At 76.5% G+C, this 13,383-nt stretch carries 10 protein-coding genes; 4 read left to right on the top strand and 6 right to left on the bottom strand.

The annotated features are described in order from the left end of the window. Positions 1-630 precede the first annotated feature (630 nt). Positions 631-3,438: an FAD-binding and (Fe-S)-binding domain-containing protein gene (locus BJP40_RS01215; protein ID WP_071277783.1), complete on the top strand. Its 2,808-nt coding sequence runs from the start codon at positions 631-633 to the stop codon at positions 3,436-3,438. 104 nt (positions 3,439-3,542) lie between these two features. Next, complete coding sequence (locus BJP40_RS01210; RefSeq protein WP_071277781.1) at positions 3,543-4,496, top strand: DMT family transporter; 954 nt, start codon at positions 3,543-3,545, stop codon at positions 4,494-4,496. 345 nt (positions 4,497-4,841) lie between these two features. Here BJP40_RS01210 and BJP40_RS01205 read toward each other — a convergent pair whose 3' ends face one another. The 6 genes from BJP40_RS01205 to BJP40_RS01180 all read right to left on the bottom strand — a co-directional run bounded on the left by BJP40_RS01205 (position 4,842) and on the right by BJP40_RS01180 (position 10,399). Beyond that, positions 4,842-5,483 carry a fasciclin domain-containing protein gene (locus tag BJP40_RS01205; protein ID WP_071272360.1) on the bottom strand — a complete coding sequence of 214 codons (642 nt, stop codon included), beginning with the start codon at positions 5,481-5,483 and terminating at the stop codon, positions 4,842-4,844. Between the two features lie 187 nt (positions 5,484-5,670). Next, on the bottom strand, positions 5,671-7,317 hold the full coding sequence (locus BJP40_RS01200) for a molybdopterin-dependent oxidoreductase (RefSeq protein ID WP_071277778.1): 1,647 nt from the start codon (positions 7,315-7,317) through the stop codon (positions 5,671-5,673). Between the two features lie 85 nt (positions 7,318-7,402). Further along, complete coding sequence (locus tag BJP40_RS01195) at positions 7,403-8,149, bottom strand: anti-sigma factor domain-containing protein (RefSeq protein WP_071277776.1); 747 nt, start codon at positions 8,147-8,149, stop codon at positions 7,403-7,405. Continuing rightward, on the bottom strand, positions 8,146-8,739 hold the full coding sequence (locus BJP40_RS01190) for a sigma-70 family RNA polymerase sigma factor (RefSeq protein WP_071264314.1): 594 nt from the start codon (positions 8,737-8,739) through the stop codon (positions 8,146-8,148). The genes BJP40_RS01195 and BJP40_RS01190 overlap by 4 nt, the downstream gene beginning before the upstream one ends. Positions 8,740-9,128: 389 nt before the next feature. Continuing rightward, positions 9,129-9,347 (bottom strand): hypothetical protein, encoded by a 219-nt coding sequence (locus BJP40_RS01185; RefSeq protein ID WP_071277774.1) that lies wholly within the window; start codon positions 9,345-9,347, stop codon positions 9,129-9,131. Further along, positions 9,338-10,399 carry a glycosyltransferase family 2 protein gene (locus BJP40_RS01180; RefSeq protein WP_071277771.1) on the bottom strand — a complete coding sequence of 354 codons (1,062 nt, stop codon included), beginning with the start codon at positions 10,397-10,399 and terminating at the stop codon, positions 9,338-9,340. Before BJP40_RS01180 ends, BJP40_RS01185 begins: the two co-directional genes overlap by 10 nt. A gap of 964 nt (positions 10,400-11,363) precedes the next feature. On the opposite strand from BJP40_RS01180, the gene BJP40_RS01175 reads away from it, so the two are divergent. Further along, positions 11,364-12,179, top strand: a complete 816-nt coding sequence (locus BJP40_RS01175; RefSeq protein WP_371258579.1) for a TIGR03084 family metal-binding protein — start codon at positions 11,364-11,366, stop codon at positions 12,177-12,179. Beyond that, positions 12,176-13,383, top strand: a 1,208-nt coding sequence (locus tag BJP40_RS01170) for an acyclic terpene utilization AtuA family protein (RefSeq protein WP_071277768.1), incomplete at its 3' end; no start/stop codon positions are given. The genes BJP40_RS01175 and BJP40_RS01170, both read left to right, overlap by 4 nt.

Below are 13,383 nucleotides of genomic sequence, written 5' to 3'. Positions count from 1 at the left end.
CACGATGGAGAAGGCGGAGAGGGCCGACGCGTTGACCTGGAAGCGGTCGGCGGCGTCGGGCGCGGCGACCACGGCCAGGACGGCGAGGGCGGCCGCGGCGGCGGGGACCGACACGGTCGCGGCGGTGTCGCGGCGCGTCCGGTCGGACCGGAGTGAGGTGCGCAAAACGTCAGCCCTCCGGGCGAACGGGGGAGCGGAGGTATTACTTCTGGACAAGTCGTGGTCACTATAGGTGAATTGACGATCAGCAAGGGAGCTTCCTGGTGCGTTATCGGGTTATCGCTGGCCGGTTGTGATCGAGACGTCCTTCGAGCCCGGTTTCTCCGCCTCCGCTTCCCGCGGCGCCGGGCGGCCTTCCGGGCCTTCCAGGAGCCGGGAGTCGCGGTGCGGGGCCGTGCCGCATCGGCCCGTGCAGGCCCGCGGGGCGGGTGCGCACGGGCCGGACCGGTCCGCGGAGGGCCCCGCGGGCCGGCCCGGCCGCACGACGGGGTCCTGGAGCGGTGCCCCGGCCCCGACGCGGCGCGGGGTTCTGGAGCGGTGCCCCGGTCCTGGCGCGGTGCGGGGCCGTGCGGTGCGGGCGGAAGCCCGCTGCGCGGGCGCGGTGGCGCCGCCGGTCGGCATCATGGGGACATGGCTCACCGTACGGACCTGGCCCGGGACCTGCGCCGCGCCGTGCGCGGGGACGTGGACTTCGGGGCGGCGGCGCGGGCGCTGACGACCATGGACGCGTCCAACTACCGCCGCGTCCCCGTCGGCGTCGTCGCCCCCCGCGACGGCGACGACGTGGCCGCCACCCTCCAGGTCTGCCGCGCCCACGAGGTGCCCGTCACGGCCCGCGGCGGCGGCACGTCCACCGCGGGGCAGGCCACCGGCCGGGGCGTGGTGCTGGACTTCACCCGCCACATGCGCGGCCTGCTGGACCTGGACCCCGCGGCCCGCACCGCCACCGTGCAGCCCGGCCTGGTCCTGGACCGGCTGCGGGAGGCGGCCCGCCCGCACGGGCTGACCTTCGGCCCCGACCCGTCGACGCACAGCCGCTGCACCCTCGGCGGCATGATCGGCAACAACGCCTGCGGCGCCCACTCCGTGGCCTGGGGCACCACCGCCGACAACGTCCACGAGCTGTCCGTCCTCACCTACGACGGGGACAGCCACCGCCTGGGCCGCGACGGCCGCGGCGCACCCCCCGGCCTGACCGACCTCGTCCACCGCCACCTCGCGCTCATCCGCACCGGCTTCCCGCCGGGCCTGCCCCGCCGCATCTCCGGCTACGCCCTGGACGCCCTGCTGCCGGAGCGCGGCACCGACGTGGCCCGCGCCTTCTGCGGCAGCGAAGGCACCCTGGCCGTGCTGACCGAGGCGACGGTCCGGCTCGTGGAGGCGCCGCCCGCCCGGGCGCTCGCGGTGCTCGGGTACGCGGACGAGAGCGCGGCGGCCGAGGCCGCGGCCGGACTGCTGCCGCTGGCTCCGCTGACCGTCGAGGGCATGGCCGAGGACCTGGTCCGCGACCCGGCGGCCCGTGCCCGGCTGCCGCGGGGCGCGGCGTGGCTGTTCGCGGAGACGGGCGGGGCCACCGCCGCCGAGGCCGCGGCCCGGGCGGCGGACCTGCTGCGCGCGGCGGACGCCCTGGACGGCGCGGTCGTCGCGGACCCGGCCGGGCAGCGGGCCCTGTGGCGGGTCCGGGAGGACGCCGCGGGCACGGCGACCCGCATGCCGGACGGCACCGAGGCGTGGCCGGGCTGGGAGGACTGCGCGGTGCCGCCCGCCCGCCTCGGCGCGTACCTGCGGGACTTCCGCGCCCTGCTGGCGGACCACGGCCTGCGCGGCACGCCCTACGGCCACTTCGGGGAGGGCTGCGTCCACGTCCGCATCGACTTCGGGCTGGCGGAGCCCTCCGGCGTACGGGTGTTCCGCCGGTTCTCGGAGGAGCTGGCGGACCTGGTGGCGTCCCACGGAGGCTCCCTGTCGGGTGAGCACGGCGACGGGCTGGCCCGCTCGGAGCTGCTGCCGAGGATGTACGGCGACGACCTGGTCCGCCTCTTCGGCCACTTCAAGGAGGTGTGGGACCCGGTGGGCGGCCTGAACCCCGGCGTGCTCGCCCACTCCGACCCCCTCGACCGGCACCTGCGGTTCGCGGCCCTGCCGCCCGAGCGGCCCGTGACGGCCTTCGCCTACCCGGACGACGGCGGCGACTTCCGCACCGCGGTGCGGCGCTGCGTGGGCGTGGCGAAGTGCCGGGCGGAAGGGGCCGACCCTGGCCCGTCCGTGATGTGCCCGTCGTACCGCGCGACCGGCGAGGAGCAGCACTCCACGCGGGGCCGGGCGCGGCTGCTGCACGAGATGCTGGCGGGCGGGCCGGTCACGGACGGCTGGGGGTCACCGGAGGTGCGGGAGGCCCTGGACCTGTGCCTGGGCTGCAAGGGCTGCCGCAGCGACTGCCCCGCGGGCGTCGACATGGCGACGTACAAGGCGGAGTTCCTGCACCACCACTACCCGGGCTGGGCGCGGCCGGTGAGCCACTACACGATGGGTGGCCTGCCGTCCTGGCTGCGGGTGCTGGCCCCGGCGGGGCCGCTGCTGAACGCCGCGGCCCGCGTGCCGCCGCTGGCCGCCCCGGCGAAGTGGGCGGCCGGGGTCGCGCGGCAGCGCCGGTTCCCCCGCCTGGCCCGCCGCACCCTCCTCGCCGTGGTGCGCGCGCGGCCCCCGGTGGACTCCCCGCAGGCGTACCTGTGGCCCGACACCTTCACCCACCACTTCGACCCGCAGGTCGGCGAGGCGGCGCTGCGGGTCCTGGAGGCGGCGGGCCTGCGGGTCGCCCTGCCGCCCGGCCCCCGGGTGTGCTGCGGTCTCACCTACGTCTCGACGGGCCGCCTGGACCGGGCCCGGCAGGTGATGCGCCGGACGCTCCGCACGCTGGAGCCGGTCACCGGCCGGCCCCTGGTGGTGCTGGAGCCGAGCTGCGCGGCGACCCTGCGCACCGACCTGCCGGAGCTGCTCCCGGACGACGCCGGGGCCCGCGCGGTGGCCGCGTCCGTCCGCACCTTCGCGCAGGCGCTGGAGGAGCTGGCCCCCGACTGGGAGCCGCCGCGGCTGGACCGCCCGGTGGCCGGGCAGACCCACTGCCACCAGCACGCGGTGCTGGGCGACGCGGCCGAGCGCCGCCTGCGGGAGCGCGCCGGACTGGCGGGCGAGCTCAGCGGTGGCTGCTGCGGACTGGCCGGCAACTTCGGCTTCGAACGCGGCCACTACGACGTGTCCGTCGCGTGCGCTCAGGACCGGCTGCTGCCCGCGGTGTCCGCCGCGCCCCCCGGCGCGGCCCTGCTGGCGGACGGCTTCTCCTGCCGTACGCAGCTGGCGGAGCTCGCGGACCGGCGCGCCCGGCACCTCGCGGAGGTCCTGGCGGAGGCCCTCCCGGCGGAGGACCGTCCCAACAGTTGAGACCGAGGCCGGGGTGCCATAGCCATAACCGGGTTTCACTGCTTACCTATGAAGGGCCCCGAGCCGCCGGGGCCCCGCATGGCGCGAGACAAGGAAGAGGTCCCGTGAACGACGCCCGTACCGCCCAGCCCGCCGCGGCCGCCCACGCCGGGGCCGCTCCGCCCGCGCGGCCCGCCCCGCGGCGGCTCCGCGTAGTGTCGGCGGGGCCGGTGGCGCTGGTGGTGGCGGGCGGACTGTCGGTGCAGTTCGGCGCGGCGGTGGCGGTGCTGCTGATGCCCCGTGCGGGTGCCCTCGGTGTGGTGACGCTCCGCCTGACCCTGGCGGCGCTCGTCCTGCTCCTGGTGTGCCGCCCGCGCGTGCGCGGCTACAGCCGCGCCGACTGGGCCACGGTGACCGCCTTCGGCGCGGCGCTCGCGGGCATGAACGTCTGCATCTACCAGGCCATCGACCGCATCCCGCTGGGCGCTGCGGTCACCCTGGAGGTGCTGGGGCCGCTGCTGCTGTCGGTGATCGCCTCCCGGCGCCTGCTGAACGCGGTCTGGGCGGGGCTGGCCCTGCTGGGCGTGGTCCTGCTCGGCGGCGGAGGCTTCGACCGGCTCGACCCGGTCGGCGCGGGCTTCGCGCTCGCGGCGGGCGCGATGTGGGCCGCGTACATCGTCTTCAGCGCCCGCACGGGCCGCCGCTTCCCGCAGGTCGACGGCCTGGCCCTGGCGATGGCGGTGGGCGCGGTGCTGAGCCTGCCGCTGGGCCTGGTCGACGCGGGCGGCGCCCTCGTGGTCCCGACGACCCTGGCGCTGGGCCTGGCGGTGGCGCTGCTGTCGTCGGTCCTGCCGTACAGCCTGGAGCTGGTCGCGCTGCGCCGGCTGCCGGCGCCGACGTTCGCGATCCTGATGAGCCTGGAGCCGGCGATCGCCGCCCTGGCCGGCTTCCTGGTGCTGCACCAGGCGCTGTCCGTGCTGGACGCCGCGGCCATCGCCCTGGTGATCCTGGCCAGCATGGGCGCGGTCCGCTACCGGGCGGGTCGCCGCCGGACGGCGGAGGAACCGCCGACGGGCTGACCGGCGGCCGGGGGGCCGGGCTCCGGGCTCCGCGTCGGGTGCTCTGCGCGCGGCGGGGTGAGGCGACCGGGCTGGCGGGTGTCCTGTGTGTGGCGGGTGGGGCCACCGGACCGGCGGGCTGACCGGCGGCCGGGAGGCCGGGCCCCGGACTACGCGCCGGTAGCTCTGTACGCGGCGGGGTGAAGCGACGACCGGTTCGGCGGGTGCCTCGTGCGTGGCGGGTGGGGCGACCGGTTCGGCGGGCGGTCCCGCGACACGGTCGGGGACGGGCCCGCGGAGGCGGGGGCCCGCCGGACCGGCGGCCTCGGGGGGCGGGCCGCCGGTCCGACGGGGGTCTGCCGCCGGTCACTCCGGCATGAGCACGGTGTCGATGATGTAGACGTTCGCGTTCGCCGTCTTCACGTTGCCGCAGACCACCTTCGCGGTGTCGTTGACCGTGTACGACTCGCCGGAGCCCGACGTGGTCAGGGTCCCCTTCTGGAGGGTCTCGAAGGAGCCGTTCTCCAGCTGCGAGGGCGTCAGCTTCTGGCCGACCACGTGGTAGGTGAGGATCTTCGTCAGCGTCTCCTTGTCGGCGAGGACCGCGTCCAGGTCGGCCTTCGGGATCTTCGCGAAGGCGTCGTTGGTCGGCGCGAAGACCGTGATGTCCTGCGCGTTGTTCAGGGTGTCGGCGAGGCCCGCCTTCTGTACGGCGGTCACCAGGGTCGACAGCGCCGGGTTGTTGGAGGCGGCGGTGGCGACCGGGTCCTTCGCCATGCCGTCGAAGCTTCCCGCACCGTCCTCGGGCACGGCGGCGCAGGCCGGGCCGAACGGTCCGTCCATGGCCTGCGTGGCCTCACCTGCCGGGGACGAGGCCGCGGTGCCGTCCGCCGCGGGCGCCGAGGAGGCACCGCTGCCCGAGTCCGAGCACGCGGTGAGCGTGAGCGGCAGGACGGCCACGGCGGCGAGCGCGAGGGCGGAGCGGCGGAGGAGCAGCTTGCTGGTCATGATCGTGAACTCCTTGGTGGGTGCGCGCACCGGGACCGGTGCGCGGGTGACATGGAGACGGGGCGCCCCGAGGGTCGGGGCAGGGGGTGAGAGGACTGCGGGGGGACGGGGACGGGGACGGGGACAAGGCGCGGATCGGGTGACCTCAGGCGGGAAGGGGCGCCGGGTTCGGGGTGCGGCGGGGGGCTCACGTGACCGTGACGAAGACGCTGTGGTGGCCGCTCGCCCCGTCCGGACGGATGGGGGCGCGCTGCTCGGTTTGCACGGCGCCGGTGCCGTCCGTGGCGCGGACGGTGAGCGTGTGGTCGCCCGGGTCCGCCCGCCACGCGAAGGACCACTGCCGCCAGGTGTCGACCGTGGCCGGGGCGGCCAGGCGGGCCTCCTGCCACGGGCCGTCGTCCACCCGGACCTCGACCTTGCGGATGCCGCGCCGCTGGGCCCACGCCACCCCCGCCACCATGACCGTGCCGGCGGCGGGCCGCGCGAACGGCGCGGGCGTGTCGACGCGGGACTGCGTCTTGACCGGCGCCTCCCGCGCCCAGTCCCGCTTCACCCAGTACGCGTCGTACGCGTCGAAGGTGGTCAGCTCGATGTCCTCGATCCACTTGCAGGCCGAGACGTACCCGTACAGGCCGGGGACCACCATCCGCACCGGGAACCCGTGGTCGAACGGCAGGGGTTCGCCGTTCATGCCCACGGCGAGCAGGGCGTCCCTGCCGTCCATGACGTCCTCGACGGGGGTGCCGAGCGTCATGCCGTCCACGGAGCGTGCCACGAGCTGGTCCGCGGGGCCGCCGCGGGAGGGCGGTCGCACGCCGGCCTCGCGCAGCAGCTCGGCCAGGGGGACGCCGAGCCACCGCGCGGTGCCCGCGTAGGGCCCGCCGACCTCGTTGGAGACGCACGTCAGGGTGATGTGCCGCTCCACCAGAGGCCGGGCGAGGAGGTCCGCGAAGGTGTAGGTGCGCTCCTGGGCGACGCCTTCGCCGTGCAGGCGCAGGCGCCACGTCCCGGCGTCCACCTTGGGCACGAGCAGGGCGGTGTCGACACGGTAGAAGTCCTTGTTCGGTGTGGTGAACGGGCTGACGCCGGGAACCGGTGCCCGGGCCCCGGCGGGTACGGGCGGTGCGGGCGACGCCGGGGCGGGCAGCCGTACGGCGTCACGGGAGGCGACGGCGCCCCGGCCGCGCCGCGCCGCCGCGGCACGGCCCAGGGCGCCCGCCCCCGTGGCGGCGGCCGTGCCGGCCGCCGCCGCCACGAGGAACCCGCGCCGGTTCCAGCCGCTCCCGGTGCCCTCGGCGGCACCGGTGGCGGCTTCTCCCTCGGTTCCCTCGGCGCGGGCCGCCCGGGCCGTCCCCGCTGCGCGGGGGACCCGGGAGATGAGCAGGACCAGCAGGGCGGCGGCCGTGGCCCCGGCCACCAGGGACGGCACGGCGTCCGCGGCGCCGGTCGCGTCGGGCCGGGTCACCGCCGCCGCGGCGCCCACGAGGCCGAGCAGCCCCGCGGCGGCCGCCGCCGCGAGGCGGTTCCGCAGCGCCAGCAGGCCCGCGCACACCGCGAGCGCCGCCAGTACGGCGACGACACCGGCCTGCAGGACGAGCTTGTCGTCCTCGCCGAACGTGCGGATCGCCCATTCCTTCACCGCCTGCGGCGCACGGTCCACGGCCGCGCCGCCGACGGCGGTGACGGGACCCGCCTGGGGGCGGACCAGGGCGGCGGCCGGTTCGGCCGCCGCGAGGCCGCCGTACGCCGCCACCAGGCCGGCGACCGCCCCCAGCGCCCGGCGTACCGGGCGGGTGACGGGGGCGGGGCCGGGGCTCCTTCGGGGGCTGCTCACACCCCCTATTCGGAGCCCGCCGTCCGGCGGATTGCCCGTTCACCCGGAAGAGTGAGAACCGGTTTCCGCGGCGACGCGGGCGGAGTCAGGACGGCAGCTCCATCACGGCCAGCGGGTCCGTGGTGGGCTCCGCCGAACCACCTGACGGTTCGACGCTGATGCCCATGCCCGTCGCGGTGCCCACCGGCCCGTCCATGACGAGGGCGCCGTCGTCGGACAGCAGCCCCGCCGGGCGCATCGCGCCGCCGTCGTCCGCGAACCAGAGCTGGTACGTGCGGCCCTCCGGCAGCTCCGGCAGCCCGGACGCCAGGAACACCGCCCGGTCCTCGGCCCGGGACACGACCACGGTCGCGCGGGCGTCCCCGTCGACGGTCCCGGTCGCCGTACGGGCGTCGGGCGCGGCCAGCACCCTGGCCATGACGTCGGTCTGACGCCACGCCTCCTCGGCCCGCTGCTCCGCCTGCCGGGCCTCCTGGTGCTGCCAGACCGCGGCCCCGCCGAACGCGGCCGCCGCCGCGAGGCACGCGGCCAGCACGAGCCGCGACCCGAGGACGCCGCCGCGCCGGGTCACCGGGGCGGGCGCCTCGGGACCCACGAGCGGCGGCAGCTGGCGGACGGTCGCGACGCGGTCCATCACCCGCTCCTTCATGCCGGGCGGCGGCGCGGCGGCGACCGCGGCACCGAGCCGCGCGGCCGTGGCGGTCAGTTCCCGCACCTCCTGGGCGCACGCCGAGCAGTCCCGCAGGTGCCGCTCGAACGCCTCCCGCTCGTCGTCGGGCAGCGCGTTCAGGGCGTAGGCGCCGGTGGGCGCGTGCAGGTGTTCCTCGGTCATGCGTCCACTCCCATGCAGTCCCGAAGCCTGATCAGCCCGTCCCGCAGCCGCGTCTTGACCGTGCCGAGGGGCGCCGCGACGGAGACGGCGACCTCACGGTAGGTGTAGCCCCGGTAGTAGGCGAGGGTCACCGCCTGCCGCTGGAGGTCCGTCAGGGACCGCAGGCAGCGCCGCACCTGCTCGCTCTCCAGCCGCACCGCTACCTCCTCGCTGACGTGGTCGTACGGGGGCGTCCCCGCGGAGCGCGCCGTGCGTTCCTCCCGGTCCGCCGCGGCCTGCTCCGAGCGGACCCGGTCGACGGCGCGCCGGTGGGCGACGGTCATCACCCACGTCATGACGCCGCCCCGGTCGGGCCGGTAGCGGGCGGCGGAGCGCCACACCTCCAGCATGACCTCCTGGGCGACCTCCTCGGACTGCGCCGGGTCCCGCAGGACCCGCAGCACCAGGCCGTACACCGGCCCCGCGACGGCGTCGTACAGCCTGCCGAACGCCTCCTGGTCCCCTTCGGCGACCCGGGCGAGGACGTCCGCCAGGTCGGGCCCCCGGTCCGGCGCGCACCCCTCGCCGGCGATGCGGGCGATCTCCTTCATCCCGTACCTCCGGCGCGGTGCCCGCCCGCAGCGGCGGGGAAGCCTTGGACGCCCATGCGTCACCCTTTCCACGAGACGACGGCAGCACTCTTCTTGTCCTGAAGGGGATTCGGAGCCGGACCGCACACGGATGGGTGGATTCCGCGCCGGATTCCCGACGGACGGGCCGGTTCCGTGCTGCGCCCCGGGGACGGGGCCTCGCCCTTCGAGGGGGACGGGGGCCGCTTTCCGAGCTGCACCCCGGGGCACGGGCCCCGGCTGCCGCGGCGGACGGCCCGTGCCCCCGTGCCCCGTGCCCCGTGCCCCGTGCTCCGTGCCCTAGGCCACCGCGGCAGCCATGCGGGTGGGCAGCCACGCGGCGCCTCGCCTGCGGAGCCGGGGCGCGGGCCTCAGGCCCCCGCCGGCGTGCGGGGCGGGGGCGGGCCGTGGTGGGACAGGGGGGTGGAGGAGCGCCCGCGCGAGCCCTCGTGCACGGCCCGCGCGTCCCGCCGCCGGCGAGGGAAGGAGGCCACGTAGCAGCCGACGCTGAAGGCGAGGATCGCGAGGCTGAGCCCGAGGAACGCCAGCCCGGCGGGGCCCAGTTCGGAGAGGGTGCGCGTCACGCCCATGTCGCCGCCCCCGAGGTGTAGGACCGCCAGAGGGACGTACCCATCCAGTACGTGCGGATCAGCTGGAAGACCAGCTCGGGCAGGAGCAGGGCGCAGACGAGCATCGCCTTCCAGCCGAGCGGCGCCACCCTGAGCGCGGAGAACAGCGACCAGGCCAGCAGGATGGCCAGCCAGAGCGGATCACCGGCCGGGCTGCCGTGCGCGAGCGACTGGCCCGCCCACACGGCGATCCAGCCGAGGCTGTAGGTGAAGCCGAGCAGGCCGAGGACGTACTGCACGATGGACAGCCGGGTGTGCCGGGTCCAGCCGCGCTGCCGCATGATGTCCAGGGTGCCGCGGACCCAGCGCTCCCGCTGCCGCACCAGGTCCCGCAGCCGGGGCATGAGGTCCTTGTACGCCACGCAGTACTGGTTGGCGGTCACCCGCCAGCCCGCCTCCTTCAGGGCCAGCGTGGTCTCGTAGTCCTCCACCAGGTTGCCGCTGTGCTGCCAGAACACCTCGCCGCGGGCGGCGATCAGCTGCTGGAGCGCCTCCGTGCGGTAGAACGAGCCCGCCCCGGCCATGGTGTGCACGCCGCTGCGGGCACGGGTATGGGCGTACCGCCCGTACTCGATGATCTGCATTCCGGCCAGGTAGCGCTGCCAGGTCGACCGCCACAGTCCGCCTCTGCCGTAGCAGGTCGCGCTGACGCCGCCGAGTCCGGGATCGGTGTCCATGACCCGGCGGGCCCGGGCGACGAACTCGGGGTGCAAGCTGGTGTCGGCGTCCATGACCAGGACGTACCGGGCGGCCTGCGTCAGGGAGTCGGCCTGTTCGGCGAGCTGTGCCAGGCCGTGGTTGAGCGCCCCGGCCTTCTTGTGGGGGTTGTGGGGCAGGGACAGGACCCGGGTCGGGGGGACGCCGGGGCGGGAGGCGAACTCCTCGGCCACCCTCTGTGTGCCGTCGGTCGAGTTGTTGACGACGACCAGAACGAGGTCCGGGCGGTGGGTCTGTGCGGTGAGGGACTCCAGCGAGGCGAGGATCTCGTTCTCCTCGTCGCGGGCGGGGATCACGACGACGGTGTCGCGCAGGGGTTCACGATGTGCGTTCAGTAACGCTCCGGGGGCCGCGGGCTCGCGGTCCGGCCCGGAGGGCCCGGGCGGGAGGTGCGTGCAGGAAGGGCCTGAAGTGGTCGTGATGGGTGCGGGCAGGGTGTTTTCGGGACTGAATCGAGCAATCCCTGTCTCAGCCATGTGAGCTCTCCAGTCGGGCGTGGATCGAAATGTCCAGCACACGACGCTGTGTACCTGGTTCGCGTGGCGACCTCCATGATCACACACTTCCAGGCAAGGTCTAGACCAATCTGGGTGTACGGCCCACTAAGCGTGGAAGAACTTTGCCTACGCCAACTCGTCTCGTCACCGTCGGACTTGAGGCGTCCGGCCTTCTGCCGGAGGTGTCGGAGCTGCCGGTGCTGCCGCCCGGGGCGGTCGCTGCCGCGTCGGTTGTCGGTTCGCTGCCCGGGGCGGGTCCCGGCTGTCGGCGCCGCCGTTCGGGGCGGGCCCTGTATCGGCTGCCGATCCGCTGTCGGAGGCGGGTCCCGCACCGGCCGTTGACGGCGTTGCCCGGGGCGGGCCATGCGCCGGCCGCTGACGGCGTTGTCCCAGGCGGGCTCCCGTCGGCCGTCATGCCGCCCTCCGGGATGGGCCTCGCGCCGGCCGCCGGTGGTGCAGTCCGGGGCGGGCCCCGCGCCAGCCGCCGGTGCCGCCCGAGGCGGTCCCTGCGCCGGCCGTCGATTCGCTGCCCGGGGCGGGCCCCGCACCAGTCGCCGGTACCGCCGTCCGCGGTGGGCCCCCGCACCGGCCGCCGGTACCGCAGTCCGGCGGCGGGCCCCGCGCCGGTCGTCGCGCCCGTACGGCCGCCGCGCCCGTACGATCGATGCGGGCCAATTCAAGCAAGCACGCTTGATTGTTTCTGTCTCCGCTGCCATGCTCCCCACCGCACGCCGACGTGTCCCGCCCCGGAGGGGAGCACACCGTGTCCGTGTCCGAACCCGCCCGCGCGCCGGGCGGCGTCCTCGACGACCTGCGGGACGAGAGCGACGCCCTCGACCTGCTCGTGGCCGTGCTGCCGCCCGGGCGGTGGGCCGCGCCCACTCCCGCGCCCCGCTGGAGCGTCGCCCACCAGATCGCGCACCTGGCGTGGACCGACGAGGCCGCGCTGCTCGCCGCCACCGACCCGGCGGCGTTCGCCGCCCACGTCGCCGAGGCGGCCGCCGCGCCCGACACGTTCGTCGACGACGGCGCCGAAGCCCTCGCCGCGCTGCCGCCCGACGCGCTGCGGGAGCGGTGGCGCGCGGCCCGCGCCCGCCTCCAGACCGCCCTGCGGGCGCTGCCGCCCGGCACCCGCGTCCCCTGGTACGGGCCGCCCATGAGCGCCACCGCCCTCGCCACCGCCCGGCTCATGGAGACCTGGGCCCACGGCCAGGACGTCGCCGACGCGCTCGGCGCCGTCCGCCCCCCGACGGCGCGGCTGCGGCACGTCGCCTGGATCGGCGTACGGGCCCGGGACTACGCCTTCGCCGTACGGGGACTCGCCCCGCCCGCCGGGGAGTTCCGCGTCGAACTCGACGCGCCCGGCTCCGCCGCCGTCTGGGCCTTCGGGCCGGCGGACGCCCCGCAGCGGGTCACCGGGCCGGCGCTCGACTTCTGCCTGCTCGTCCCCCGCCGCGCCCACCGCGCCGACCTGGCCCTGCACGCCGCCGGGCCGGACGCCGACCGGTGGCTCGACATCGCGCAGGCGTTCGCCGGGCCGCCCGGCGAGGGCCGCGCCCCCCGGAAGGAGACCCGGTGACCCCGCTGCGCATCGGCAACGCGTCCGGCTTCTACGGCGACCGCTTCGACGCCGTCCGCGAGATGCTCACCGGTGGCCCGCTGGACGTCCTCACCGGGGACTACCTCTCCGAGCTGACGATGCTGATCCTCGGCCGCGACCGGCTGAAGGACCCCTCCCTCGGCTACGCCCGCACGTTCCTGCGGCAGATGGAGGAGTGCCTCGGGCTCGCCCGGGAACGGGGCGTGCGCATCGTCGCCAACGCGGGCGGCCTCGACCCGGCGGGGCTCGCCGCCGCCCTGCGCGGCCTCGCCGCCCGGCTCGGCCTGAGCGGACTGCGCGTCGCCCACGTCGAGGGCGACCGGCTGCCCCTCCCGCCGGGCGCCCTCGCCGCCCACGCCTACCTCGGCGGCGCCGGCATCGCGGCCTGCCTCGACGCGGGCGCCGACATCGTCGTCACCGGACGGGTCACCGACGCCGCCCTCGTCAGCGGGCCCGCCGCCGCCCACTTCGGCTGGCGCCCCGAGGACCACGACGCGCTCGCCGGGGCCGTCGTCGCCGGGCACGTCCTGGAGTGCGGGGCCCAGGCCACCGGCGGCAACCACCCGGACTTCCGCCGCTTCGACCTGCACCGCCCCGGCTTCCCCCTCGCCGAGGTGCACGCCGACGGCAGCAGCGTCATCACCAAGCACCCCGGCACAGGCGGCGCCGTCACCCCGTCGACGGTGACCGCCCAGCTCCTGTACGAGACGGCGGGCGCCCGCTACTTCGGGCCCGACGTCACCGCACGCCTCGACACCGTCCGCCTCACCCGGGAGGGGCCCGACCGGGTCGGGATCAGCGGCGTACGGGGCGAGCCGCCCCCGCCGCTGCTCAAGGCCGGGGTGAACCGGCTCGGCGGCTGGCGCAACGAGGTCGTCTTCGTCCTCACCGGTCTCGACGTCGACGCCAAGGCCGCGCTCGTACGGGACCAGATGGCCGACGCCCTCGCACCGGTCGCGGACGTCCGCTGGGACCTCGCCCGCACCGACCGCCCCGACGCCGGCACCGAGGAGACCGCCAGCGCCCTCCTGCGGCTCGTCGTCCGCGACCCCGACGCCGACACCGTCGGCCGGGCGCTCACCGGGGCCGCCGTCGAGCTGGCCCTCGCCTCCTACCCGGGCTTCCACGTCACCGCCCCGCCCGGCCGCCCCACCCCCTACGGCGTGTTCGAGGCCCGCTCCGT

It is taken from the genome of Streptomyces sp. CC53, assembly GCF_001865245.1.
In the GTDB taxonomy this organism is placed as follows: domain Bacteria; phylum Actinomycetota; class Actinomycetes; order Streptomycetales; family Streptomycetaceae; genus Streptomyces.
Note: the sequence above shows the minus strand (reverse complement) of the source record. Positions and strands in the feature narration are given on the sequence as shown.

Excerpts from the sequence above, each read along its gene's own strand:
- BJP40_RS01215 (WP_071277783.1), top strand. The coding sequence starts at position 631 with ATGGCTCACCGTACGGACCTGGCCCGGGACCTGCGCCGCGCCGTGCGC.
- BJP40_RS01205 (WP_071272360.1), bottom strand. The coding sequence starts at position 5,483 with ATGACCAGCAAGCTGCTCCTCCGCCGCTCCGCCCTCGCGCTCGCCGCC.
- BJP40_RS01195 (WP_071277776.1), bottom strand. The coding sequence starts at position 8,149 with ATGACCGAGGAACACCTGCACGCGCCCACCGGCGCCTACGCCCTGAAC.
- BJP40_RS01190 (WP_071264314.1), bottom strand. The coding sequence starts at position 8,739 with ATGAAGGAGATCGCCCGCATCGCCGGCGAGGGGTGCGCGCCGGACCGG.
- BJP40_RS01185 (WP_071277774.1), bottom strand. The coding sequence starts at position 9,347 with ATGGGCGTGACGCGCACCCTCTCCGAACTGGGCCCCGCCGGGCTGGCG.